The following is a 25,280-nucleotide window of genomic DNA, read 5'->3' as shown; positions in this document are numbered from 1 at the left end:
GCGTGTCGAGCAAAATCGATCCGCGCTTTGGCGCATCTGCGGAATGCACATCCCTCGATGCGGGCAAGCGCGAGAAATTGCCTGCCCAGCCACGACGAACTCTACCTCTTTGAACTCTTCGCGAGCCAGTCAATCGACCTCGTCGGTGGAGAGCGACTTCACAAGCTCAATGATCTTACGGCGCACTTTCACGTCGGCGATCTTGACGAAGGCGCGATTCAGCTGGAGCCCTTCCGGGCTGCCGCAGAATTCGACGGCGGAGGTCATCGACGCATCCTCGGCAAATCCACGGTTGCCCACGGGCTCCTGACCGGGCGCATCCTCGAAAAAGAAGGCGACGGGCACGCCGAGTATGGAGGCGATTGCCTGCAAACGGCTGGCGCCAACGCGATTGGTGCCCTTTTCGTACTTTTGGATCTGCTGGAACGTTATGCCGAGGTTTTCGCCCAGTTTTTCCTGGCTCATTCCCAGCATATTGCGGCGAAGCCGGATGCGGCTTCCGACGTGGATGTCGATCGGATTCGGCTTTTTCTTGTTTTCTTCTGTCATTTTGTCCTCGCCGAATTTTTCCGGCTTTTTCTACTTTGCTGCCCAAACGACGCCGCGGCCCGTGCCCCAACAGAACGACCTTATCGACTTCGAAAATTTTCAGGCGCTTACAGTATGAGTTTCTAATGTGTCGGCTGTCAATTCGCCCGTAGCCTTTGCCTTACGTTCAAAATGCATGCCGCTACGGCGAGCAAAAACATGATCAGCATTCCGTTAATGCGTCGTTGGCTGGAGGAAACGATGGCTTGGTTGGAGATCGGCACACGCACATCGATGGCGCCGCGTGCATCGATTGCCAGCGCGTCGACGATGCGACCGTGCGGGTCGACAACGGCCGAAATGCCGTTATTAGCCGCGCGCAACAGGGGCACCCCATTCTCCACCGCCCGGATCTGCGCCTGCCTGAAGTGCTGGTACGGCCCCGGCGTGTCGCCGAACCAAGCGTCATTGGTGACGTTCACAATAAGCGCGGCTGTCGTAGCGTCAACCGCGACGAGATCGGGAAAGATGACCTCATAGCAAATAAACGGCAGCGCCCGCATACCGCCGGGCAGCGCGATCGGGTGCCGCTCATTGCCGGCCGCGAAGGTCATCGGACCGGCAACAAGCTGCTCAAGCCCGAGGCGGCCGAGCAGATCGGCGAAAGGCAGATATTCGCCGAAGGGGACCAGGTGGACCTTGTCCACGGCATCGACGATTTCGCCCCTTTCGTCGATCGCCACGACCGAGTTGTAGTAACGGCTGCGAGCCGCCGAGCCGCCTTCCTCGCGAACGACGCCGGCAAGCAGCATCTGGCCATCGCCAAGCATCTCTCCGATGGCAGGCAAGGCATCCGGACGTTCGGTGAACAGAAACGGCACGGAGGTCTCCGGCCACAGGATCAATTGCGGCCTGTCATGGCCGGGTTCCGGTGCCCTGGCCGAAAGCCCCATCATGGTGGCGAAGATGCGGTCACGCACCGAGGCATCCCATTTTTCCGTGAGATCGACGGCAGGTTGCACGATACGGACGTCGAGGCTATGGGCCGCCGGTTTTTCGGGGGCGGCGAGCCGGATATAGCCGAAGCCGGCATGGGCGGCGACGAGAACGACAAGCAACGCCGCGCCGAGGCGAAGATGCTGGCGCGCCGCAAGCAGCGCCGGCAGCGCGAAGACGAAGACCGCCAGCGCGTTCATGCCGACCATGCCGGTCACCGAGACGCTCTGCATCAGCAAAGGCACCGGCATCGCCGCATAGCCGACGGCATTCCACGGAAAGCCGGTGAACAGGAAGCCGCGCAGCCATTCCGCCAGCGCAAAGCCGAAGGCGAGCGCGGCGATGCGGCCGATGTCGTTGCTCCACAACAGCCGGGCAACCACGGCAGCGAAACCGTAAAAGAAGGCCAGCGCGAGGGGGATGCCGACCACCGCGAACGGCAAGGCCCAGGCAAAGCTGTCGGCCTCGACCAGAAGCGCCGAGCCGACCCACCAGAGACCGGCAAGAAAGTAGCCGAAACCGAACCACCAGCCGACGGCGAAAGCCGGCCGCAAGCGCCGCAGAAAACCGTCCGAGGCTTCGCCGGTCGCGCCATCGAGAAGCCACACCAGCAGTGGGAACGAAACGAAGCAGACGGCGAAGAAATCGTAAGGCGCCTGGGCAAGAACCGCCAGCGCCCCGGCAAGAAACGCCACCAGCGCGCGCCGCCAGCCCCAAAGCAGAATTATCCGGCCGGCCTGGCGCTCCATCAATGCTTCCGAGTCGTGCGAATCAGGACGCAAGATTTATCAGGCCGCGGGCTTGCCTCCAAACAAACCCTAAGCCTGCTCGGTGCGCACGGCGCGGCGCCGCCGCTCGCCCTTCAAGGTCTCGACGATGCGCACGCGCTTGACGCGGCGCGGATCGGCGTCGAGCACATGGAACTCGAAGCCGGGTATGGCCTGCACCACTTCGCCGCGCGCCGGCACCCGGCCAAGCGTATTGAAGATCATGCCGCCGATCGTGTCGACATATTCGCCGTGCTCGCCGGCGGCGAAATCCTCGCCGATCATCTTGGCGACGTCGTCGATCTCGGCCTTGCCGTCGACGATGAAGACGCCTTCGCCGGCCTGGGTGATCATCGGCTCGTCCTCGTCATGCTCGTCCTCGATGTCGCCGACTACCATCTCGACGATGTCCTCGAGCGAGACGAGGCCGTCGGTGCCGCCATATTCGTCGATGACCAGCGCCATCTGGGTGCGCGTCGTCTGCATTCGCCCCATCAGGTCGGAGGCGAGCATCGACGGCGGCACGAACAGCACCGGTCGGATCAGGTTGAGATCGCCGATGGTGCGCGCCAGATCGACCTGGGCGAGATCGAGAACCGTCGCGACCGGGGTTTTCCTGGTCGTCCTGCCCTTTCTGACGCGGGCGACCTTGGTGATATGCGCCAGCACGTCGCGGATATGAACCATGCCGCGCGGGTCGTCGAGCGTCTCCGAATAAACTGGCATGCGGGAGTGGCCGGACTGTTCGAACAGCCCCAGAAGATCGCCGAGCTTCGTCGTGATCTCGACCGCCTCGATGTCGGCGCGCGGCACCATGACGTCCTCGACCCGCACTTCGCGCAGGCGCAGGATGTTGTTGAGCATGGCGCGTTCGCCGGGCGAGAAGGATTCTGCATCGCTCGCCGTTTCGGCAAGCGCACCGGCAATCTCCTCGCGCAGGCTGGTGCCGTTGCGGTGCCTGAAAAGCCCGAGCACGCGATCGAACAGGGAAGGACCGGCAGGCGATGCCTCGCTGGCGAAGCTGCCGGTCGTGGTACTCGGACTCGAGCCCTCTTCCGTCGTTTCGGAAGGCTTGATCACACTGCCGGCGTCGGAGCGGGCGGCAGTCTCTGGTTTGTCGTTCATCATCGTCCGGTCAATTGGTCTTTTGTAATTACGTGTAGGGATCGGGAATGGCAAGCCTCGCAAGTGCTGCGCGCTCTGTCGCTTCCATCAGATCCGCTTCGGCATCCGTTTCGTGATCATAGCCCAGCAAATGCAGCAGGCCATGGATGACGAGATGGGAGATATGGTCCTCGACGGGCTTGTCTTCCAGTGCCGCCTCGCGCGCGACAGTCTCGGCGGCCAGCACGATGTCGCCGAGCATCGGCGGCAGAGGCCCGCCCCTGGTAAAGGGAAAAGCCGGAAAAGACAGGACGTTGGTGGGCTTGTCCTTGCCGCGCCAGCCGGCATTGAGCGTACGGATATGGGCATCGTCGGAGAAGACGATGCTGAGCTCGGAACGGCCGTCCGCACCGGTTTCGACAAAGGCGGCCGATACGGCGTGGTCGACCAGCCGCGTCAGCGTCGTCTCGTCGGGCCAGTCGCCCGCCTCTATGGCGATATCGATCTCGACGGGAAGCGGCCCTCCCGCCTTTTGCTCCTCAGCCATGCGGCCGCATAATCATATCAGCTTTCGACACCTAAGCCCCTGGCCAGCTTGCCGTCACGGTCGTAGGCCTTGACGATCTCGGCGACCAGCGGATGTCTGACGACGTCGCCTTCATTGAAGCGGACCGTCACCATGCCGGTAACGCCGTCGAGAATTCTCAGCGCCTCGACCAGGCCGGACTTGGTGTTCGGCGGCAGATCGATCTGGGTCGGATCACCGGTGACGATCATGCGCGAGTTCTCGCCGAGCCGGGTCAGGAACATCTTCATCTGCATCGGCGTGGTGTTCTGCGCCTCGTCGAGGATGACGGCGGCATGCGCCAGCGTACGGCCGCGCATGAACGCCAGCGGCGCGATCTCGATGACCTCGGCGGCAATCGCCCGCTCGACCTTGTCGGCCGGCATCATGTCGTAGAGCGCGTCATAGAGCGGCCGCAGATAGGGATCGACCTTCTCCTTCATGTCGCCCGGCAGAAAGCCAAGCCGTTCGCCGGCCTCGACCGCGGGGCGCGACAGCACAATGCGTTCGACCATGCCGCGTTCGAGCAGCATTGCCGCGTGCGCCACCGCCAGGTAGGTCTTTCCGGTGCCGGCCGGGCCGATGCCGAAGACGAGTTCCGACCGCTCCAGCGCGCGCATATAGGCGTCCTGGTTCAGCGAGCGGGCATAGATGGTCTTCTTGCGTGTCGATATCTGGGCGGCGGACACCTTGCCCTTGCGCTCCAGCGTCGGCAGCGTCAGCTGGTCGTCGGTGGCGATCGCCATGCGCACCGCGCCGTCGACATCGGACTGGCCGATATCAGTGCCTTTCTGCAGAATGCCGTAAAGATTGTCCAAGGCGCGGCGTGCCTGCTCGGCGGCTGAGGAAGAGCCCTTGATGGTCAATTGGTTGCCACGCGAGCGGATGTCGACGCCGAGCTTCTGCTCGAGCCTGGCCAGATTCTCGTCGAACTGGCCGTAAAGGGCGCTGGCAAGCTTGTTATTGTCGAAAGTCAGTACGATGTGCGCCATATCCGAGGCCCCGGAGGGTAGATTCTGGGGCAGGTTCTTGACTTCAGCAGCGCTCAACCGTCTCTCCTCATCTGCCGAGGCCTTCAGGCCAATTCGGCGAACAGGCTGTTGTAGCCCGCCTTCGTGATTCGTACCTGGATAATGTCACCGATTTCGCCGGCCTTTTCATCAACAATAACCGGCTGCAGCCACGGCGAGCGGCCAACCTTCTGGCCGGCCTGGCGGCCCGGCTTTTCGACCAGCGTGTCGATGGTCCTGCCGACCAGGCTTGCGCCGAAATGCTGCTGCTGTTTCAGAAGCAGCGCTTGCAATCGCTGCAGGCGCTCGTCCTTGACGGCCTCCGGCACCTGATCGTTCATTTCGGCGCCCGGCGTGCCGGGCCGCGGAGAGTATTTGAACGAGAAGGCCGAGGCATAGTTGACGTCTTCCACCAACTGCATCGTCGCCTCGAAATCCGCTTCCGTCTCACCGGGAAAGCCGACGATAAAATCGCCGGACAGTGCGATGTCGTTCCGCGCGGCACGGATGCGGTCGATCAACGTCAGGTAGTCCTTGGCCATATGCCTGCGGTTCATCGCCTTGAGTATGCGGTCCGAGCCGGATTGCACCGGTAAATGTAGATAGGGCATCAGCGCGGGCAAATCACGATGGGCGGCGATCAATTCATCGTCCATGTCGCGCGGATGGCTGGTCGTGTAGCGCAGCCGCGCCAGACCTGGAATCTCTGCGAGCCTGAACAGCAGCCGGCCAAGGCCCCATTCCTCGCTGTCTTCGCCTCTTCCATGCCAGGCGTTGACGTTCTGGCCGAGCAGCGTCACCTCGCGCACGCCGGCATCCGCCAGGCGCTCGGCTTCGGCGACGATCTGTGCCACCGGCCGCGAGACTTCCGAGCCGCGCGTATAGGGTACGACACAGAAGGTGCAGAATTTGTCGCAGCCTTCCTGAACGGTCAAGAACGCCGTCACGCCGCGCCTGATCAGTTCGGCGCGCTTGGGCTGCGGCAGATGCTCGAACTTGTCCTCGACGGCATAGTCGGTCTCGACGATCTTTTCTCCGCTCCGCGCCTTCGCCAGCACACCGGGCAGCCGGTGGTAGGTCTGCGGGCCGATGACCAGATCGACCACCGGCGAGCGACGGATGATCTCGGCGCCCTCGGCCTGCGCCACGCAGCCGGCGACGCCGACCAGCATTTCGCGCCCGGCCTTGGCACGTTCCGCCTTCAACTCACGGATGCGCCCAAGTTCGGAATAGACCTTTTCCGCCGCCTTCTCGCGGATGTGGCAGGTGTTGAGCAGCACCAGATCGGCCTCGCCAATGGCGTCTGTCGCGGCATAGCCGTCGATGGCCAGAGCATCGGTCATGCGCTGCGAATCGTAGACGTTCATCTGGCAGCCATAGGTCTTGACGAAGACCTTCCTGGTCGCGGCAGGCAGAACGACCAGGTCTTCGGCGGCAGCGCCGATGTCGTCGCGTTCTATCGTGTTCAATTCCATTTCGCGGCTTCTAGCGCCTTTCCCTGACAAAAAACAGACGAATCTGGCCGGTACCGAGCAGACTACCGGCTCGGGCGCGGTTCGGCGAGCGCCGCCTGCACCATCTCGCGCACCTGGCGTTCCATCTGCTTTGCCGTCTCCTTGCGGCTGGACCCCTTGGAGAAAGCAATCGCCTCGCCAAAATGCACCTCGACGTCGAGAGCGCCCTCGGCCATCAGCACCTTGAGGTGCGGCATCAGCTCCTCATCGCCGATCCAGGCGGCAACCGGCCGATGCCGGCGGCCGAGTGGCACGCCATGCAGGCGCGTATAAACGATCGCCACCGGCTGGATGAAGACCTGTTCGGCCGCCCCTTCAGCAATCGCCATCGTAGCGGCGCCGAACAGTGTGCTCTTGAACGGCAGGATCATGTTGCCGTCGCCGGTCGAGCCTTCGGCGAACAGCACCATGGCGTCCCCCTTGGCCATCCGGCGGGCGATCTCGCTCGCCTGGTCGCCCGACGAACGTTTGCGCTCACGTTCAATGAAGACGGTGCGTTGCAGCTTCGACAGCATGCCGATCAGCGGCCAGCCGGCCATGTCGGCTCTGGCGATGAACGTCACGTCGACCATCGATCCCAGCACCATGATGTCGGTCCAGGAGATGTGGTTGGCGGCGACCAGCAATGGGCGTTGGCCGGATAGCGCCCCTTTGACATGGATGCGCAGCCCGAGCGCCCTGATGATCATCCTGTGCCAGATCTTCAGGATGAAGGTCTCGCGCCAGAGCCCGGTCTTCATCGACAAGACCTGCAGCGGCACAAGCACCAATGAGCCGACGACAACCAGCCCCAGCGCCAGGAAAATCCTGATTTTTCCGATCATCCGCACCACCCCGGCGTTTGGCTAGCGAAGATCGCGGCGCATGACAAGGGCGCCGGTCGGGCCGTGCTCCGGCGACTTGTAATAGTTGGCGCGCTTGCCGACCTCGCGGAAGCCCAGCCGCCGGTAGAGCGCGATCGCGGCGACGTTGGTCTCGTCGACCTCAAGGAAAAGCGCCTCGGCGCGCTGTGCGTGCAGTTCACGCAGCACCGCATCCATCAATTGCCAGCCGAGCCCCCGGCGCCGGTGCGAGCGTGCCACTGCGACCGTCAGGATCTCCCCCTCGCCGGCGGCCAGCCGCGCCAGGACGAAGCCCACCGGCGGCTTGGCGCCCTGTCCGGTCTCGCGCGCGGCATAGCCGAACACCGTGTCCTGCTCGAGCAGCGCGGCGAATTCGTCGTCGGTCCACGGCCGCGCGAAATCCTCGCGATGCAGCACCGACATGGCCGCGCTGTCGGCAACCGTCAGCGGCTCGATCGCATAGTCCCTGCGACGCGGCTGGAGGAATGGAATACGCATCAGTTTTTTTGCCTGGATAGAACAAAGCCGGCCTGCGGCTTGGCGTCGGCGCCCCGCAGATAAAGCGGTTTCGGCTTTTCGCCCTCGCCGTGTTTACCGGCACCTTGGGCCGCGGCCAGCCGCGCATAGACAGCGATGTCGGCGGTGGCCGCCGTCTCACCGAGATCGAAGCTGCGTCCGGCCGCCGCGGCAATTTGGGTTGCCGCCGTGCCCGCCAGAACCGGAGAGATGTCGATCGCCATGGCTGCGGCGTGCGAGAGCGTGGTCACAGCCGGACCATAGATCAGAACCGACCTCTCATCGTAAAGTGCCGCATGGATCTCCTCGCGGCCTGCATCGAGCGCTGCGATCACGGCGCGGCGGGGAAATATCGCTGCGGTCTCTGCCGCCAGTGCCTCCAGAGTCGTCACGCCGATCGCCGGGATTTTCAGCGCCAGCGCCAGGCCGCGCGCCGCCGAGACGCCGACACGCAGTCCGGTGAAGGAGCCCGGACCGGTTGAAACGGCAATGGCGCCGAGGCTGGCATAATCGCTTCCGGCCGCCTTCAACGCGCCTTCGATGACACCCATCAGATGCTCGGCATGACCCTTGCCGAGATCGAGCACCGAACGGCCGAGTTCTTTCCCGGCCGCCGCGTCGTAGACGCAGGCGGCGCAGAGATTGGCGGCACAGTCGATGGCAAGCAACTTCATGAAGCGGCCGGTTGAGACAGTTTCGAAAACAGCTTCCCTCTGCCCGCCAGAGCTGATCCCCGCAAGGGAATAATGGATAAATCGTCAGGCGACTTGGCTTCGGCGCGGGTCCAAGAATGTAAGTTCCAACGCACGCAATCGCCACAATAGGTATCGGAACTAGCCGACCTGCTCGATACGCAGCAGGTGATTGTCCCAGACATAGTCCGGCTCGGAACGTATCGAGCCACCGGCCTCGACGATTTCGCCGGCGCCGGTCGTCGCCATGAAGCTTTCCCCATCGGGTGCAACGCCGCAGACCTCGACCAGCGCCTTGCTGGCGACGATGCGGCCGCTGGCCGTGTCGATCACGGCAAGCGAATTCCCCTCAGGCGAAGACACGGCGATGGTGCCGGCGGCAGGGTTGGCCGCGACCGAGCCGATATAATTTCTGAAGGTCGAGAGCACGTCCTGCGGCATGTCGAGCAATTTCAAGTCCATGCCGCGCGGCGCGCGGCCGAGCAGTGGGGGACGATCGGTACCCGGCCCCCTGTATTGACAGCCGAACCAGACGGTGCCGGAGCGGTCGGCATCCATATGGCGGATCGACAGTTGGTGCAGCGCTGGCGGCAATTCGTGCTTTTCGGTGAGATCGCCGGTAAGGCGGTCGACCAGAACATAGGAAGGCTTCATCGTTGCGATGTTGAGCTCGGCGCGGCCATAATCCGGATGCGTCTCGATGCCGCCATTGGCCACAGCAATCGTCCTGCCGTCGGAAAGCAGCAAAAGCTCGTGCGGGCCTGTGCCGTAGGTCGGGAACTCGCCGATGCGCTTGAATTTCGCATGCGCGTCATAGACGCCGACGACGCCGTCGGCATTGTCGAAATCGTTCTCGGTTGCGTAGAGCAGCGTGCCATCGGCCGAAAACACGCCATGGCCGAAGAAATGCCGGCCGGCAACGCTGGCAATGGTGTGCGGTTCATCGCGGCCGGTATGGTCGAAGACGACAGCAAAGGTGCCCGGCTGCCTGGCAAACACCACCGAACGCTTAGACACCGGGTCGAAGGTAACGTCGTGGCCCCGATCGGGCAGATCGATCGTGTGCAACAACTTGCCGGCCTCGGACAGGACGGCCGCGCCATAGCTGCCGTCGCGCTTGACGAAAGCCGTGGCGAAGACCGCGTCGGCGTCGAGTGTATTTGCCCAGGCCGACGGCGCCATCGCCGCCACGAAACCAGCGCCCGCGGCCCTCAGGAAATCGCGCCGATCGATCAGCGGCGTCCTCATGATCAGTCGCCATCCAGTGACGAGAACCCGGCGGTCAGGCCGAATTCGGCGGTCAGCCTGGTGCCGATCAGGGTCGTCAGGCTGGATGTCACCAGTGCGAAGTAGTCGAGCTTCTGGCGCAACGTCGGATCGGCTAGTGCCTTGTCGATCGGACCCCTGATCGCCTTGGCGGCCTCGATCCCGTTGGTGAATTGGATGTGGACCGATTCCGCCATCCAGCGTGCATCAGGCGGCAGCGCATCGCCAAGCTGGGAGGCCTGGAACAGCGCATCCATGCCCGCCAGATTGCCGGTCAGCGAGCGTGCGGTGTTCTGCGAGCGCCAATAAATCGCCTGTTTCGGTTTGTCGGCCTCCGGCTTGGCGCCCAGGAAGCCTTTCAGGCGCACGTCGCGAACCATTTCCAACTCGTTGATGAAGACGCCGACCAGTTCGGTCACCGCTTCGGTTCCGTCGTGATAGAGCGCGTTCTGCGGACCGGGATGGGCCCAGAGCGCGGCAAAGCCGTTGGGCTTGTTCCAGGCCTCGCCGACCTCGGCGGCAATCGTCTCGACATTGCCGGCAATGGCTGCACCATAGGCGCAGCGATAGGCGTCGCCCTTGCCGGCCAATTGACCGGCGTCATCGCCGTAGAGCACGAACTCCAATGCGCCGAGCCCTTGCACGGCGACACTCTTTGTCGCCAGTTGGGCCGGATCGGCGGCCGCCGGATCCTTGCCGGCCAGTGCTGCCTGCACCTGCTTCAGGCCGATGCTCTTGCGGTCCGGCCAAAACAGCATGCGCTCAAGCCGGTTGTTTTCGGCGATCGGCCCGAAACGGATGATTTCCACCACCGACCAGGCATCCACGACGCCTGAGAATTCGGCGCGTGCCGCATCGAGAGTATCTTGCGAAGGCGCCTGGCAAAGCGCGTGCATGGTCTTGGCCAAGCTGTCCGCGTGGTCATGCAGCCTGGTATAGGCCGGGCGGACGAAGCCGTCGATCGCCCGCTGGATCACATCCGAAGCCTTCACCGCGGCGGATGCCGGCAGCGCATCGGCGAGGACCAGCATCAGCGCGAGTGCAAGACGCTTCCGCATCAGAGCGACTCCAGAAACTTCATCAGCGCGGCGCGTTCGGCCGCATTGGCAGCGGCAAAGCGGTCACGCGCCTTCTCGCCCTCGCCGCCATGCCACAGGATTGCCTCGGCCAGGCTGCGTGCGCGCCCGTCATGCAGGAAGAAGGTGTTGCCGCTGACGGTCTGGGTGAGCCCGATGCCCCACAGCGGCGGCGTGCGCCATTCGCTTCCCGTGGCCTCGCCCACCGCCTGTCCGTCGGCAAGGCCGGGTCCCATGTCATGCAGCAAGAAATCGGAATAAGGCCAGATCAGCTGGAAGGCGTGCGCTCTGTTCGGGGTTCCGCGACGGGTGACGAATTTCGGCGTATGGCAGGAGATGCAGCCCATATCGTAGAACAGTTTTTTGCCGGCGAGCACATCCGGTCTGTCGAGATCGTGCCGAGCCGGCACGGCAAGGTTTTGCGAATAGAAGGTGACGAGGTCCACGACCGGCGGCGGCGCTTCGACCGGACCGAGGCGCTCCTGTACACCGTTGGGTAGGGCAAGGCAGGTCTTTTCTGCGGCGCTGCAATCGCCCCAGTGCCTCGGCACCTCAGGCGTCGAAATGCCGATATCGCCGGCAAAAGCGTCCGCCGATTGCTGACGGATCGAAGCCGCCTGCGCCTTCCAGCCGAAACGGCCGAGCGTCAGTTCACCGCTGCTGCTGTCGCGTATTATGTTGGGCCTGCCGGAAATCCCGTCACCATCGCGGTCGGTCGCATCGGCATGCGCAAGGATGTCGGCAGGAGCGATCTGCTCCACCAGGCCAAGGCCGATCATCGGCGGTGTCATGCGCGGCGACAGCGTGGTGTGCGGATCGAGCGGCCCGTAGGCGAGACCCTCGACCGAATAGCTCGGCTTGCGCAGCGACACGACGCTGCCGTCCGCCAGTTTTACTTTCTGCTCCTGATAATCGACATGCATCCTGCCTTCGCCCTGCAGGCCGGGAACGGCTAGCTCCTGAAGTTGTGTGCCATAGACCGGGTCGGGAAAGTTGAGCACCTTGTGATCGGCGAGTGCGGCTTTCTCCTCCTCGGTACTGGCTTCCCTTGCCAGGCGCAGGAACATCGAGGTGGTGCCGCTGTCGCCTTCGGGCGGATGGCCGCGGCCGTCCTTCAGATGACAGTTTTGGCAGGCGCGCTCGTTGAACAGCGGACCGAGCCCATCCGAGGCTTGTGTCGAGGATGGCGACGACACCCAGTTCTTGCGGAAAATGGCATTGCCGAGCTTGAAGGTACCCTCTTCCTCGAAGCCGATGTTGGCGGAGGATTGCGAGAAGGCATCCTTGTTGACGTCCTTCTTCGAGGTGCCGGCGCCGCCCTGCATCAATTCGAATTGCTCGGGCTTGGAGAAATCGCTGGTCGGCCTGGTGATCGCGATGACGCGCGCCAGATCCTTCGGCGTCAGATCGGTGCGGCTGGTGGCAAGCCCCGCCGGTTGCGGCGCTCCGGCCAGCGCCGAGGCTGTGAGCGTCGCCACCACGGCAAGAAAAGGGCCGCGAAGGATCCCGTACCGCGGCTTCTTCTGAGGCGGCAGGCCGCAATCTTCGGCCGGCAAGCGGCGCAAGAAATCTAGGGGGCGCCGCATTCCGGCATGTCCTTATTCCGCCTCGTCGGCCGACGCTGCGTTGAGTTGGCCGTACTTTTCCTCGCCGATGGAGGCGAGCAGGTCGAGTTGCGTCTCGAGGAAGTCGATGTGACCTTCCTCGTCAGCCAGCAATTCCTCGAACAGCTTCATCGTCACGTAGTCGCCTGCTTCGTTGCAAACCTCGCGCGAACGCTTGTAGGCGGTGCGCGCGTCATATTCGCCGGCAAGATCGGATTCGAGCACTTCCTTGACATTCTGCCCGATACGCAGCGGCGCCACGGACTGCAGGTTCGGATGGCCCTCAAGGAAGATGATGCGCGCCACGAGCCGGTCGGCATGGTGCATTTCTTCGATCGATTCAGCGCGTTCCTTCTTCGCCAGCTTGGCGTATCCCCAGTCTTCCAGCAGCCGGAAATGCACCCAATATTGATTGACCGCTCCAAGTTCCAGAAACAGAGCCTCGTTAAGCCGCTCTATGATCTGCTGTTCGCCTTTCATGGATTCTGCTCCCGTATTGGACGCGCAGGCCTCTGACGCGATCCAGGTGTGAAACGATGTCCACGCCGCTCGCCGCCGAGCGGGCGTGATAATTTTCGGTGACCCGAATGATCGTTTCGACCACATTTGGGAAGCAGCCGCAACAGCGACCGCGCTTGTGCATGGCATGGTAGACCTTCGCCGGCACGATCAGCTGCCAGGGGTCCTCATCCAGCAGTCCGACGATCGTCTGCTCTATCTCCTTTTCGGTGATGATGTTGCAATGGCAGATCAGCATTTGTCGCTCTGGCTAACGGCGCTCATTGCGCCGCGTGGCTGTTGGTTTCGAAGTTTACTGGAACACCTTGTCCGGTGAATCGAGGCTGTCCGAGCCCTCGAAGGCGATGGCATTGAGCTTCAGGGTGCCGACGGCGCGTTCGATCGACTTGGTCTGATCGACCAGCGCGTCGATCGCCGCCTGCACGGTGGCGTTGCCGTCAGCGTTACCCTCGGCGATCTGCTGGTCATAGGCCTCGCCGGCAAGCGCCCGCGCCTTGATGGCCTCCATCTTGGCGATGGTGATATCCAGTTTAGCCGACAATTCCTTGTCGATCGCCGGATCGGCCGCCTTGACCATGTCGGCCACCGACGGCCCCTCGACGACAGTGCCGTCAAGCCGCGTGTAGCTGCCGTGATAGGCGGCACGGATGCCGATCGCATCGTAGAGATGGGAGTTGTAGGTGTTGTCGGAGAAGCAATCATGCTCCTCTTCCGGATCGTGCAGCAAAAGGCCGAGCTTCATCCGCTCGCCGGCGAGTTCGCCATAGGACAGCGAGCCCATCCCGGTGAAGATGGTCGAAATGGCGGCGTTCGGCTCGCCATCGACAAGGTTCTTGCGGGCGGCGCCGCCTTCCTTCCAGTAGTCGACCATATCCTTTAGATCGGAAACCAGAAGGTCGCTCGCCGATTTCAGGTATCGCGCCCGACGGTCGCAATTGCCGCCGGTGCAATTGGCGAGGTCGTAATCGGTGTAGGGCCGCTCGCCGGCGCCCGGACCGGTTCCGTGCAGGTCCTGACCCCAAAGCAGGAATTCGATGGCGTGATAGCCGGTCGCCACATTGGCCTCGATACCGCCGGCCTCCTGCAGGGTGCCGGAGAGGAACTCCGGCGTCAGATTGGTGGCGTCGACCTTCTTGCCGTTGATCTCGATCGACTTATTGGCGATCACATTGGCGGTGTATAAAGCGTTGGCATCCGACTCGGTGCCGTAGCCCTTGGCGACATAGTCGATCAAGCCCTCGTCGAGCGGCCAGGAGTTCACCTTGCCTTCCCAGTCGTCGACGATGGCATTGCCGAAGCGATAGACCTCGGTCTGCTGATAGGGAACGCGCGATGCCTTCCAGGCCTCGCGGGCGGCGTTCAGCGTCTCGGCCGATGGCTTGGCGAGCAGCGCATCGACAGCCTTGTCGAGCGCCTCGGCCGTGATCAGCGAATCCTCGTATTTGGCGAGCGCGATGTCGGAATAGGTCTTGATGACCGCCTTGGCATCGGTTTGCGCCTTGGCCGGCAGCACGAACACAGCCGCCGTGAGCATCGCGGTGGCCCCGATCGCCGCAAGCCTGCCGCCATACCGTGCCCTGATCATCGTTCTCATGACTGTCTCTCCTCGGGAATCAATGAAATGCCGGCGCCGCGGCGGGCAGCTGCCAGCGGGCAAAGAAGGGTCGCGCCATCGCGCGGTTCGCGGAAGAAAGACACCGAAATGCCTCCAATCGAAAGGGTTCAAGGCCCAGACATCAAAGGGATGCGCTGACGCGCGAGCTTCCATAAAACGGCGAAGACACCGGATGTCAACTGGTGGCGTAGAAAAAATTCAATTGAAACAATAGTTTAGAATTATTCTAAACTAGAACTGTCAACTTTAACACCGATGTATAGGAATGCCGGCGCATGACGCGGTTGACAGGCGGCCGTTCCGGGTGCGACCCGGATCGGCGCTCTTGCGGCGGGACCAGACAATCGCCACCTGGCGTGACGTCCTAGATTTGGGTGAGGAATCGGGCTGTTATGAAGATCGGGGTCGTCATTGTCGGTGCGGGTCATGCGGGCGTGCAAGCGGCCGCCAGTCTGCGCGAAGAAGGCTATGACGGGCCGGTAATCCTGATCGGCGACGAAGACGAATTGCCCTACCACAAGCCGCCGCTGTCGAAGACCTTCATCAAGGATCAGCAAGCAAAGCCGCAACCGTTGCGCGGCGAGGCTTTTTATACCGGCAGCGCCATCGACTACCGGCCAGGCCTGCGGGTCGAGCGGATCGACGTCGCCGGCCGCCGGCTGGAGATATCAGGCGGCGTGCTGCCGTTCGACCGGCTGATCCTCGCCACCGGCGCGCGTCCGCGCCTGCTGCCGCTGCCGGGGTCGGAGCTTTCTGGCGTTGTGTCGCTGCGCTCGCTCAGTGATGCCCGCCTGATCCGCGAATTAAGCGCGCAAAGCGAGGAGGTCGTCATCCTCGGCGGCGGCTTCATCGGCCTTGAGATTGCCGCAACGCTCACCGCCGCCGGCCGCAAGGTCACGGTGGTCGAGGCGGTCGACCGGCTGCTCGGGCGCGCCGTCGCGCCGGTCATCGCCGGCCATGTGCGCCAGCGGCTGGAGGCGACCGGTGTGCGCATCCTTACCGGCACCACCATCGAACGGCTGGAGGGCGAGAACGGCCGTGTTTCGGCTGCAATCACCTCATCTGGCGAAAGATTGCCGGCGCAGATGGTCGTCATCGGCATTGGCGTCGTGCCGAATGTCGAATTGGCCGAAGCCGCCGGCATTGCCATCGCCAACGGCATCCGCGTCGACCAGCAGATGCGCACGTCGGTGCCGGAAATCCTCGCCATCGGCGACGCGGCGTCCTACCGGCACTGGTTCACAGGCGGCGACGTGCGGCTGGAATCGGTGCAGAACGCCACCGACCAGGCGCGGCTCGCCGCTCGCACCATTGCCGGCCACACCGACAATTACTCGGCGGTGCCGTGGTTCTGGTCCGATATCGGCGACATGAAGCTGCAGATGGTCGGCCTGATTGCGGGCGGCGACAGCCATCTCGTGCTGGGCGACGTGGCCGAGAACAAATTCTCTATCTACCACTATGCCGGAAGCCGGCTGCTCGGCATCGAATCGGTCAACCGGCCCGGCGACCACATGCTTGGCCGCAAGATGCTCGGCGCCGGCTTTTCGCCGTCGCCGCAGATTGTCGCGACTGGGCCCGACGGGCTGAAGGCGGCGCTCGCCGCCTTCCAGGAAGAAGAGCCTGTCCGCGCTGCGGGATAAGATCAAACCCAATCACCCTGAATGACCTAGTCTAGTTCGACCGGGAGCTGACCTTCAAACATATAGCGAAGTAAAGGAAACAGCGGTATTTTGACCAATTGAAATCGTCGGGGGGTGCTCATGGCTCTATATGTCATTGGCGCAGGCATGGGTCGCACTGGCACATATTCGCTGAAGCTCGCGTTGGAGCATCTTGGGTTCGGGCCGTGTCATCACATGGCAGATGTCCACGCCAATCCCGAGCAGAAGACGCTGTGGCGCGCAGCCGGCCAGGGACAACTCCCGACCTGGGATGCGGCATATGCCCGCTATCTTTCCGCGGTCGATTGGCCAACGGCGCATTTTTGGCGCGAAGTGAGTGACCACTACCCTGATGCGAAGGTTATCCTGACAGTTCGTGACCCCGAAGCCTGGTATGACAGCATGGCGCAAACAATAGGGCTCACGATGGATGCTGCTACCAATGATCCACAGTCCTTTGGTGTGGCGGTGATTGGAAACACTGTCTTTGGCGGTCGATTTGATAACCGTGATTACGCAATCGCTGTCTATGAAGCACATAACGCTTCCGTGAAATCAACGCTGCCACCTGAACGCCTTCTTACTTATCAGGCCTCCGAAGGGTGGGAGCCGCTTTGTGCCTTTCTCGGTGTACAGTTGCCTTCCGAACCGTTTCCACGCACCAATTCGACTGCCGAATTTCGTGCTCGCATAGGGCGTTGAACGGCGGCTTGCCGCCTATCTCGGCCTTCGCCGCAGTTGAATCCCAGGCCATATCCTCGCCGCTCAGGCGGCGCGGGCGTCGCGGATCGAACTTTCCAGGATGTCGAGCGCCTCGTTCATGACGCCGTCCTGGATGGTGATCGGCGCGAGGAAGCGGATGACGTTGCCGTAGACGCCGCAGGTCAGCAGGATCAGACCCTTGTCGAGCGCCTTCAGCCGGACCGCATTGGCGAGTTCCGGCGACGGCAGGCCCTTCGTCACATCGTTGAACTCGACCGCGTTCATAAAGCCGGGGCCCCTGATATCGACGATCTCCGGCGCTTCGTCACGGATCGATTGCAGGCGCTGCTTCAGACGGTTGCCCAGCGTGTTGGCGCGGTCGCAGAGCTTCTCCTCGTCGATGACGTCAAGCACGGCATGCGCCGCGGCGACGCCGATCGGACTGCCGCCATAGGTGCCGCCGAGCCCGCCGGGGTTCGGCGCATCCATGATCTCGGCACGTCCGGTGACCGCCGCCAGCGGAAAGCCGCCGGCAAGGCTCTTGGCCATGGTGGTGATGTCGGCCGCCACCTCGTGGTGGTCCATGGCGAACATCTTGCCGGTGCGGGCAAAGCCGGTCTGCACCTCGTCGGCGATCAGCAGCATGCCATGCTGGTCGCAGATCTTGCGCAATGCGGTCATGAAGTCGCGCGGCGCCTCGTAGAAGCCGCCCTCGCCCTGCACCGGCTCGACGATGATGGCGGCGACGCGGGCCGGATCGACGTCGGCCTTGAACAGCCGGTCGAGCGCCGCCAACGAATCGGCGACCGACACGCCGTGCAGCGCAACCGGGAACGGCGCATGGAAGACATCCGCCGGCATGGCGCCGAACCCGACCTTATAGGGCACGACCTTACCGGTCAGTGCCATGCCCATGAAGGTGCGGCCGTGAAAGCCGCCGGAAAAAGCGATGACCGCCGGCCGGCCGGTGGCGTTACGGGCAATCTTGATAGCGTTCTCGACCGCCTCGGCGCCGGTGGTGACAAAAATCGTCTTCTTGTCGAACTTGCCGGGCAGCATGCCGTTCAGCCGTTCGGCCAGCCGGATATAGCTCTCGTAGGGCACGACCTGGTAGCAGGTATGGGTGAAGCGGTCGAGCTGCGCCTTGACCGCTTCGATCACCCTAGGGTGACGGTGGCCAGTGTTGACGACAGCGATACCGGACGAAAAATCGATATAGCGGCGGCCTTCGACGTCCCAGATTTCCGAGTTTTCGGCGCGATCGGCGTAGATCTGAGTGGTCATGCCGACGCCGCGCGAAATCGACTGGTTCTTGCGTTCGGAAATGGCTGAATTTGTCATCGTATCCCTCACCGGACCGGCGCCCGCTCTCGTTTGATGGCTGTTGAGACTCTTTTGGGCTTATTTCAGGTTTTCCTCAAGTTGGCACCGTCGCCCGGCGATTGGGCCTGTCGATGCCGATGTCGGCAACCGAACGCCCGTCGCTCAAGCCGTCCTGACAAACCCCACGCTCGCCCTCAGCAGATTGCGCGTGTAGTCCTTGGTGACGCGGCGCTCGACGAGGTCGCCGGCGGTGAGGTGCTCGACCGCCTCGCCGTTCTGCATCACCATCAGCCGCTCGCACATATGGGTGATGATGGCGAGGTCGTGGCTGACCATCAGGAAGGTCAGCTTGCGCCGCCGCCGGATCTCCTCCAGCAGGTTCAGCACCTCCGCCTGCACCGAAGCGTCGAGCGCCGAGGTCGGCTCATCGAGCAGCAGGATCGACGGTTCGAGGATCAGGGCACGGGCGATTGCCACGCGCTGGCGCTGGCCGCCGGACAATTGATGCGAATAGCGAAAACGGAAGCCGGTGCCCAGGCCGACCTCGTCCAACGCCCGCTGGATGCGCTTTTCGCCGTCAGCAAAGCCGTGAATGGCGAGCGGCTCCTGCAGCAAGCGGTCGACGGTCTGGCGCGGGTGCAGCGAGCCGTACGGGTCCTGGAAGACCATCTGCACCTCGCGGTAGAACGCCTTGTCGCGGCGCGCGCCGAGCCGTTTGCCGTTGACGGCGATGGTGCCCGAAGCGGCCGGCGCCAGGCCGGCGATTGCCCTGAGTAACGTCGACTTGCCGGAGCCGGACTCGCCGACCAGGCCGAAGGATTCACCGGACTCGACTTCAAGGCTGACGCCCTTCAGCGCGCGAAAACGGTCGAAGACCACCTCCAGCCGGTCGACGGAAAGGGCTGCCGTCATGCCGCCCACTCCGGCTTGCGGTCGAGCACCGGCAGCGGGTGACGGTCGGCGCCGATCTTGGGCATGCAGTTGAGCAGGCCGCGCGTATAGGGATGCTGGGCACGGCCGAGCTCCGAGGCTTTGAGCTGTTCGACCACCTTGCCGGCATACATGACGATGACACGATCGCAGAAAGATGAGACCAAGCGCAGGTCGTGCGAGATGAAGATCAGCCCCATGCCGCGCTCGCTGACCAGCCGGTCGAGGATGCCGAGCACGTCGAGCTGCACGGTGACGTCGAGTGCCGAGGTCGGCTCATCGGCGATCATCATCTCCGGCCCGGCGATCAGCATCATGGCGATCATGGCGCGCTGGCCCATGCCGCCGGAAACCTCGTGCGGATGCAGGTCGAAGACACGGGCCGGATCGCGGATCTGCACAGCCTCCAGCATGGCAAGCGCGCGGTCGCGGGCTTCGGCCTTGGAGACTGTCTCATGCGTGCGCAGTGTCTCGACGATCTGGCGGCCGATGCTCATCACCGGGTCGAGCGAATATTTCGGATCCTGCAGGATCATGGCGATACGCTTGCCGCGCAGTGCGCGGCGCTCGCGCGGCGAGGCGGCCAGCAGGTCGATGCCGTCGAAAGCAAGCGTCTTTGCGGTCACCTCGGCCTGCGGCGGGGTGACGCCCATAATGGCGCGGCCGGTCTGCGACTTGCCCGAACCGCTCTCGCCGACGATGCCGAGCCGTTCGCGGCCGAGCGAGAAGGAAACGCCGCGCACTGCCTCGATCAGGCCGGTGCGCGTCGGGAAGGTGACGCGCAGGTCGTCGACTTCGAGAAGCGTGCTCATTGGTCACCGCTTCGCGGATCGAGCGCGTCGCGCAGGCCGTCGCCGAGCAGGTTGAAGCCGAGGCTGACGATGAGGATGGCAAAGCCCGGCGCGCCCGCCACCCACCACTGGTCGAGCACGAAGCGTCGGCCCGACGCGATCATCGCGCCCCATTCCGGCAGCGGCGGCTGCGCGCCGAGGCCGAGGAAGCCGAGGCCGGCGGCGGTCAGGATGATGCCGGCCATGTCGAGCGTCACCCTGATGATCAGCGAGGAGATGCAGAGCGGCATGATGTGGCGAAGCACGATGCGAAACGGCGAAGCGCCCATCAGTTGCACCGCCTTGATATAGTCGGAATTGCGCACCGTCAGCGTTTCGGCGCGGGCAATGCGGGCATAGGGCGGCCACGAGGTGATGGCGATGGCGAGCACCGCGTTTTCGATGCCGGGGCCGAGCGCGGCGACAAAGGCCAGCGCCAGGATCAGCTTCGGAAAGGCGAGAAAGATGTCGGTGATGCGCATCAGGATCGCATCGGTCCAGCCGCCGGCATAGCCGGCAACGGTGCCGACCAGCAAGCCGATGGGCGCGGCGATGATGGCGACCAGAATGACGACATAGAGCGTCCAACGCGAACCGAAGATGATGCGCGAATAGATATCGCGGCCGAGATCGTCGGTGCCGAACCAGTGCGCGGCACTTGGCGCCAGCAGCCGCGAGCCCTTGAGGTCGCCGAATGTCGGCGAATAGGGCGCCAGCACATCGGCGAAGGCCGCGACCACCAGCAGGGCGATGATGATGAGCAGGCCGACAAAGGCCAGCCGGTTGGCGGAAAAGCGCCGCCAGGCTACATAGGCGCGGCCGAGCCTTGCCTGCACGCGCGACGCCGGCCGCTCGCTGAGCAGCCAATCACGGCGGGTTTGAATCGCTTCTGCGCTCATCCTGCCTTGGTCCTCATCCTGCCTTGGTCCTTGGGTCGAGCAGCCGGTAGAGCAGGTCGGACAAAAGATTGATGCCGATGAAGACCGAGCCGATGATGATCGTGCCGCCAAGCACGGCATTCATGTCGGCGTTCTGCAGCGAGTTGGTGATGTAGAGGCCGATGCCCGGCCACGAAAACACCGTCTCGGTCAGCACCGAGCCTTCGAGCAGCCCGGCATAGGACAGAGCGATCACCGTAACCATCGGCACCGCGGCGTTGCGCAGCGCGTGACCCCAGATGATGCGCGTTTCCGACAGGCCCTTGGCGCGCGCCGCCACGATGTATTCCTGGGTGAGTTCGTTCAGCATGAAGGAGCGCGTCATGCGGCTGATGTAGGCGAGCGAGAAATAGCCGAGCAGCGAGGCAGGCAGGATGATGTGGCGGAAGGCATCGGCAAATACGTCCCACTGCCGCTGCCAGAGTGCATCCAGCAGGTAAAAGCCGGTAATCGGCGTGAAGGTGTATTCGTAGACGATATCGAGGCGGCCGGGAAAGGCGACCCATTGCAGCTTGGCGTAGAACAGCACCAGCGCCAGCAGCCCCAGCCAGAAGATCGGCACGGAATAGCCGACAAGACCGATGATGCGCACGATCTGGTCGATGATGCTGCCGCGCCGCACGGCCGCCAGCACACCAAGCGGCACGCCGATCACCGAACCGATCAGCGTCCCCAGTGTTGCCAGTTCCAGCGTCGCCGGAAAGGCGCGGCGGATGTCCGTCATCACCGGATTGGTGGTCAGCACCGAGGTGCCGAAATCACCATTCAAGGCATGTTTGACATAGATGTAGAACTGCTCGACCAACGGCAGGTCGAGACCCATCTCGCGGCGCGTTCGTTCGACGACATTGGTCGGCGCCCGGTCGCCGAGCACCGCCAGCACCGGGTCGATCGGGATCACCCGGCCGATGAAGAAGGTCACCGCGAGCAGACCGAGATAAGTCGTTATCGCGATGACCAGGAACCGGGCGATCGATGAGGCAATGGCAACGGCGCGAGCGCTGCCGCGCCCCGCCGTCGTTTCCCTTTCAGCCAAGCTCATGCGGCGCGTCCGCCGACATCACTCCTTCGAAACCGGGCCGACGAAGTTGGTGTCGAAGCTCGGGCCGAGTGCAAAGCCCTTGAGGTTCTTGCGCAGGCCAGCCACTTCCAGCTGCTGGTGGATGATGACGAAAGGACTGGTATCGAGGATCTTCCTCTGAAGATCCTGGTACATTGCGGCGCGCTTGGCCGAATCCTTCTCGAGCAGGGCAGCTTCGGTCTGCTTGGTCAGGTCCGGGATGTCCCAGGCGTTGCGCCAGGCCAGCGTCTTGGTCTTGCCTTCATCCGAATTGTCCGGGTTGCTGGCAAAGGTCTGGGCATTGGAATTCGGGTCGAAATAGTCCTGGCCCCATTGGCCGATATAGATGTCGTGGTTGCGGGCGCGGTATTTGGTCAGCGTCTGCTTGCCGTCGCCGGGGATGATCTCCAGCTTGATGCCGGCCTGTCCCAGCGTCTGCTGGATCGATTCAGCCATGCCTGTCTCCGGCTGTCTGCTGCGCACGTCCATAGTGACACTGAAGCCGTCGGCGAGGCCAGCCTTGGCGAGCAGTTCCTTGGCCTTGGCGACGTCGAGCTTGAACGGATTCTCGTCCAGCTCGCCGAGCACGCCTTTCGGCAGGAAGGTCTGGTGGATCTCGCCGATGCCCTTGAGGATGGTCGAGCTCAATGCATCATAGTCGACAAGATATTTGAAGGCCTGGCGAACCTCGGGCTTGGCGAGATTCGGGTTCTTCTGGTTGAGGCTGATGTAAAAGACCGTGCCCTTGGGGGCTGAGGTGGTGGTGAGGTCGGCGTTCTTGGCAATGGCATCGAGATCGTTCGGCTCGAGATTGCGGGCAACGTCGATGTCGCCAGCCTCAAGCGCCAGGCGCTGGCCCGAGCTTTCCTTCATGAAGCGATAGATGACGCGGGCAAACTTGGCTTTTTCGCCGTAGTAATTGTCGTTACGCTCCATAACGACGGCCTCGTTGGCCCGCCATTCGCGCAGCTTGAAGGCACCGGAGCCGGCATAGCCGGTCTTCAGCCAGGCATTGCCGAAATCATTGTCCCATTTGTAGTCGGCGCTCGGCGTGACCGCGGCGACATGCTCCTTGACCAGCTTGGCGTCGACGACCGAGGCGACCGTCGCCGACAGGCAGTTCAGCACGAAGCTCGGCGCATAGGCCTTGTCGACGGTGAACTGGAACGTCGTATCATCAACAGCCTTGGCCTTCTCGGTGACGTTGCCGCCGTCGATGCCGAACTGGCCGATAATAAAGGCCGGGGTCTTGTCGAGCTTGATGGCGCGCTCGAACGAATAGGCGACGTCCGCCGCCGTGATCGGATTGCCGGAGGCGAATTTGAGGCCGGGCTTGAGCTTGAACGTGTAGGTAAGGCCGTCGTCGGAAACGCTCCAGCTTTCTGCGAGATCGCCTTTGACCTTCGAGGTGTCGCTGAGGTCGAGGCGCACCAGGAGATCGTAGGTGTTGCCGGTGATTTCGGCGGTCGACAATTCGAATGCCTCGCCCGGATCCATGGAGATGATGTCGTCGATGGCCAAACCCTCGACCAGCGTGTCGGCGGGCGTGACCGCGAAGGCAGGCGCACCGGCCAGGAGCAGCGCGGACATTGCCGCGCCCGCGAGCAAGAAGCGGGTGCCTAGAGCAAACTTTTCCATCATCATTTTAAGTGTTCCCTGTTTTTGTTGACCTGAGTTCCCGGCTCAGGGTTGTGGCATTTCTTGCCGCGTCGAACGGTGATCCCCGGTCCGTCGATCGGCAATTTTTATGCGGTTCCGGCTCACCATATCCGGCGGTTTCGAGCGCGGCAACGAGCATTTGCAGAACGGTTGATTGGGCCAGACCGGCGGTGCGAAAATCCGGCTATTTCAGCGCGGTAACCAGGTCGGCGTCGGGAAAGCAGGTAGCGGAACGGCCGTTGCTGGCCTGCCACTTGCCGATCGAGCGGCGCGTCTTGAAGCCAGGCAGGCCGTCGGCGCTGCCGACATCGTAGCCCTTGGCTTCCAGCGCCCGTTGCAGGGCGGCGATGTCGGAGCGGTAGAGCCCGCCGACCGCGCCCCAATTGCCCGAGAAATTGCTGTCGCCATGGGCGATGCGATCGGCGCCATGGCCGATGAACAGGGCATAGAGATCGCTGGTGTTATACTGCTTTAGCACGTAGAAATTGGGGGTCACGATGAAGGCCGGGCCGCTACGCCCGGCCGGCATCAAAAGAAAGCCCTCGGCTTTCAGTTCGCTCGCCGGGAACGGTTTACCCGACACACGCCTGATGCCCATATCAGCCCATTGGGAAATCTTCTTGCCCTGGTCCGGACCTTCGAGCGAGCAGGAGACGCTCTCCGGCACCGTCACCTCGAAGCCCCAGCCGCGGCCCCTGACCCAGCCATAATGCACGAGATAATTGGCGATCGATGCCAGTATGTCGGGCGTCGAATTCCAGATGTCGGTGCGGCCGTCGCCGTCAAAATCGACGGCATGCTTGAGGAACGACGTCGGCATGAACTGCGGCTGGCCGAGCGCGCCGGCCCAGGACGATTTCATCGCACCGACCGGGGCAAGCCCGCGCTCGACGATCTCCAGCGCCGCCAAGAGCTCGGTGCGGAAGAATTCCTTCTTGGTCGACATGAACGCCTTGGTGCCAAGCACCTCGAAGGCGTCATAAGGCAGCTTCGCTGCGCCGAAGCCGCTCTCGCGGCCCCAGATCGCCAGCAGCACTTCGCCAGGCACGCCGTAGCGTTTCTCGATCGCTGCAAGGGTCCTAGCGTTGGCCGCCTCGCGGGTGCGGCCGCCGGCGGTCACCGCACGGACGACCGTTTCGGCGAAATAGGCGCCGGGCGAACCGAACTCGGCCTGATGCTGCTTCCGCGGCGTCGTCGCCTTCTCGCCAGGCTTTACCAGGCCGGGCAGTTTGAGGTTCGGCTTGACGCCGTCGAAGGCGGCATCGAAGGTTTTCCTGGAGATGCCTTTGGCCTTGGCTTCGGGCCAGAGGTCGTTGCCAAGCCAGGCGCGGAACTGGTCGTCGATCTTTGCCGCGGAGGCGGGGGTGGCGAGGATGAGGGCAAAGAGGACTGCAAGAAGAAACGCGACGGCTATTTTGCGAAAACAGCGATCCGTCCTACCCCCCTCTGTCCTGTGTTTGGACCGGGGACATCGCGAACAGGTGTGCGAGGACATCGCGAACAGTTTGGCGCGCTTTGCGCTGGGGGGTTCGGGATGCCATTCGAGGACACGAGCGCGAT

The 25,280-nt window shown here is 63.2% G+C and carries 24 protein-coding genes; 2 read left to right on the top strand and 22 right to left on the bottom strand.

All coding sequences use genetic code 11. The features are described from left to right. Window positions 1-129: 129 nt before the first annotated feature. The 15 genes from NKH42_RS08570 to NKH42_RS08500 form a co-directional block, all read right to left on the bottom strand. Window positions 130-549 carry a helix-turn-helix domain-containing protein gene (locus tag NKH42_RS08570; RefSeq protein ID WP_023676895.1) on the bottom strand — a complete coding sequence of 140 codons (420 nt, stop codon included), beginning with the start codon at window positions 547-549 and terminating at the stop codon, window positions 130-132. A 137-nt stretch (window positions 550-686) separates the two neighbouring features. After that, window positions 687-2,273, bottom strand: a complete 1,587-nt coding sequence (lnt, locus tag NKH42_RS08565) for an apolipoprotein N-acyltransferase (RefSeq protein ID WP_352506138.1) — start codon at window positions 2,271-2,273, stop codon at window positions 687-689. Between the two features lie 69 nt (window positions 2,274-2,342). Then, window positions 2,343-3,416, bottom strand: a complete 1,074-nt coding sequence (locus tag NKH42_RS08560; RefSeq protein WP_352448597.1) for a hemolysin family protein — start codon at window positions 3,414-3,416, stop codon at window positions 2,343-2,345. Between the two features lie 28 nt (window positions 3,417-3,444). Next, the gene (gene ybeY, locus NKH42_RS08555; RefSeq protein ID WP_352506137.1) at window positions 3,445-3,942 is read right to left on the bottom strand and encodes an rRNA maturation RNase YbeY; all 498 of its coding nucleotides are present in this window, start codon (window positions 3,940-3,942) and stop codon (window positions 3,445-3,447) included. A 17-nt stretch (window positions 3,943-3,959) separates the two neighbouring features. Further along, a complete protein-coding gene (locus NKH42_RS08550) occupies window positions 3,960-4,952 on the bottom strand; it encodes a PhoH family protein (protein ID WP_352464821.1) in 993 nt (330 codons plus the stop codon). 83 nt (window positions 4,953-5,035) lie between these two features. After that, window positions 5,036-6,445: a tRNA (N6-isopentenyl adenosine(37)-C2)-methylthiotransferase MiaB gene (gene miaB, locus NKH42_RS08545; protein ID WP_352751480.1), complete on the bottom strand. Its 1,410-nt coding sequence runs from the start codon at window positions 6,443-6,445 to the stop codon at window positions 5,036-5,038. A gap of 62 nt (window positions 6,446-6,507) precedes the next feature. Next, the gene (gene olsA / locus NKH42_RS08540; protein ID WP_352506135.1) at window positions 6,508-7,308 is read right to left on the bottom strand and encodes a lyso-ornithine lipid O-acyltransferase; all 801 of its coding nucleotides are present in this window, start codon (window positions 7,306-7,308) and stop codon (window positions 6,508-6,510) included. A 21-nt stretch (window positions 7,309-7,329) separates the two neighbouring features. Continuing rightward, a complete protein-coding gene (gene rimI, locus NKH42_RS08535) occupies window positions 7,330-7,824 on the bottom strand; it encodes a ribosomal protein S18-alanine N-acetyltransferase (protein ID WP_254816257.1) in 495 nt (164 codons plus the stop codon). After that, window positions 7,824-8,516 carry a tRNA (adenosine(37)-N6)-threonylcarbamoyltransferase complex dimerization subunit type 1 TsaB gene (gene tsaB / locus NKH42_RS08530; RefSeq protein ID WP_352506134.1) on the bottom strand — a complete coding sequence of 231 codons (693 nt, stop codon included), beginning with the start codon at window positions 8,514-8,516 and terminating at the stop codon, window positions 7,824-7,826. Before tsaB ends, rimI begins: the two co-directional genes overlap by 1 nt. A 159-nt stretch (window positions 8,517-8,675) precedes the next feature. After that, window positions 8,676-9,782 (bottom strand): DUF1513 domain-containing protein, encoded by a 1,107-nt coding sequence (locus NKH42_RS08525; RefSeq protein WP_352751479.1) that lies wholly within the window; start codon window positions 9,780-9,782, stop codon window positions 8,676-8,678. Between the two features lie 2 nt (window positions 9,783-9,784). Further along, complete coding sequence (locus tag NKH42_RS08520; protein ID WP_352974036.1) at window positions 9,785-10,858, bottom strand: imelysin family protein; 1,074 nt, start codon at window positions 10,856-10,858, stop codon at window positions 9,785-9,787. Beyond that, window positions 10,858-12,462, bottom strand: a complete 1,605-nt coding sequence (locus NKH42_RS08515) for a di-heme oxidoreductase family protein (protein WP_352506131.1) — start codon at window positions 12,460-12,462, stop codon at window positions 10,858-10,860. Before NKH42_RS08515 ends, NKH42_RS08520 begins: the two co-directional genes overlap by 1 nt. A gap of 12 nt (window positions 12,463-12,474) precedes the next feature. Then, window positions 12,475-12,960: a bacterioferritin gene (gene bfr / locus NKH42_RS08510; protein ID WP_023676883.1), complete on the bottom strand. Its 486-nt coding sequence runs from the start codon at window positions 12,958-12,960 to the stop codon at window positions 12,475-12,477. Further along, a complete protein-coding gene (locus NKH42_RS08505) occupies window positions 12,926-13,237 on the bottom strand; it encodes a (2Fe-2S)-binding protein (protein WP_352506130.1) in 312 nt (103 codons plus the stop codon). The genes bfr and NKH42_RS08505 overlap by 35 nt, the downstream gene beginning before the upstream one ends. Before the next feature lie 54 nt (window positions 13,238-13,291). Further along, window positions 13,292-14,584: an imelysin family protein gene (locus NKH42_RS08500; RefSeq protein ID WP_352506229.1), complete on the bottom strand. Its 1,293-nt coding sequence runs from the start codon at window positions 14,582-14,584 to the stop codon at window positions 13,292-13,294. Window positions 14,585-15,006: 422 nt separating this feature from the next. Here NKH42_RS08500 and NKH42_RS08495 point away from each other — a divergent pair, with 422 nt between their 5' ends. Both NKH42_RS08495 and NKH42_RS08490 read left to right on the top strand, forming a co-directional pair. Continuing rightward, a complete protein-coding gene (locus NKH42_RS08495; RefSeq protein ID WP_352506129.1) occupies window positions 15,007-16,257 on the top strand; it encodes an NAD(P)/FAD-dependent oxidoreductase in 1,251 nt (416 codons plus the stop codon). Window positions 16,258-16,377: 120 nt separating this feature from the next. Beyond that, on the top strand, window positions 16,378-16,980 hold the full coding sequence (locus NKH42_RS08490; protein ID WP_352475990.1) for a sulfotransferase family protein: 603 nt from the start codon (window positions 16,378-16,380) through the stop codon (window positions 16,978-16,980). Window positions 16,981-17,043: 63 nt separating this feature from the next. On the opposite strand, the gene NKH42_RS08485 is transcribed toward NKH42_RS08490, so the two are convergent. The 7 genes from NKH42_RS08485 to NKH42_RS08455 all read right to left on the bottom strand — a co-directional run bounded on the left by NKH42_RS08485 (window position 17,044) and on the right by NKH42_RS08455 (window position 25,215). Then, window positions 17,044-18,321: a 4-aminobutyrate--2-oxoglutarate transaminase gene (locus NKH42_RS08485; RefSeq protein WP_352475991.1), complete on the bottom strand. Its 1,278-nt coding sequence runs from the start codon at window positions 18,319-18,321 to the stop codon at window positions 17,044-17,046. A gap of 144 nt (window positions 18,322-18,465) precedes the next feature. After that, entirely contained in the window at window positions 18,466-19,215 is a 750-nt protein-coding gene (locus NKH42_RS08480) for an ABC transporter ATP-binding protein (RefSeq protein WP_352506128.1), read from the bottom strand. Then, window positions 19,212-20,045 (bottom strand): ABC transporter ATP-binding protein, encoded by an 834-nt coding sequence (locus NKH42_RS08475; protein ID WP_352506127.1) that lies wholly within the window; start codon window positions 20,043-20,045, stop codon window positions 19,212-19,214. Before NKH42_RS08475 ends, NKH42_RS08480 begins: the two co-directional genes overlap by 4 nt. Further along, a complete protein-coding gene (gene nikC / locus NKH42_RS08470) occupies window positions 20,042-20,962 on the bottom strand; it encodes a nickel transporter permease (protein WP_254816191.1) in 921 nt (306 codons plus the stop codon). The genes NKH42_RS08475 and nikC overlap by 4 nt, the downstream gene beginning before the upstream one ends. 13 nt (window positions 20,963-20,975) lie before the next feature. Continuing rightward, window positions 20,976-22,043 (bottom strand): ABC transporter permease, encoded by a 1,068-nt coding sequence (locus NKH42_RS08465; RefSeq protein WP_352506126.1) that lies wholly within the window; start codon window positions 22,041-22,043, stop codon window positions 20,976-20,978. 18 nt (window positions 22,044-22,061) lie between these two features. Beyond that, a complete protein-coding gene (locus NKH42_RS08460) occupies window positions 22,062-23,705 on the bottom strand; it encodes an ABC transporter substrate-binding protein (protein ID WP_352506125.1) in 1,644 nt (547 codons plus the stop codon). Between the two features lie 199 nt (window positions 23,706-23,904). Then, complete coding sequence (locus tag NKH42_RS08455; RefSeq protein ID WP_352751576.1) at window positions 23,905-25,215, bottom strand: lytic murein transglycosylase; 1,311 nt, start codon at window positions 25,213-25,215, stop codon at window positions 23,905-23,907. Window positions 25,216-25,280: the final 65 nt, after the last annotated feature.

The sequence above is a fragment of the Mesorhizobium sp. M1142 genome, from assembly GCF_040318565.1.
Classification (GTDB): domain Bacteria; phylum Pseudomonadota; class Alphaproteobacteria; order Rhizobiales; family Rhizobiaceae; genus Mesorhizobium.
This window is presented reverse-complemented; position numbering and strand designations above follow the sequence as displayed.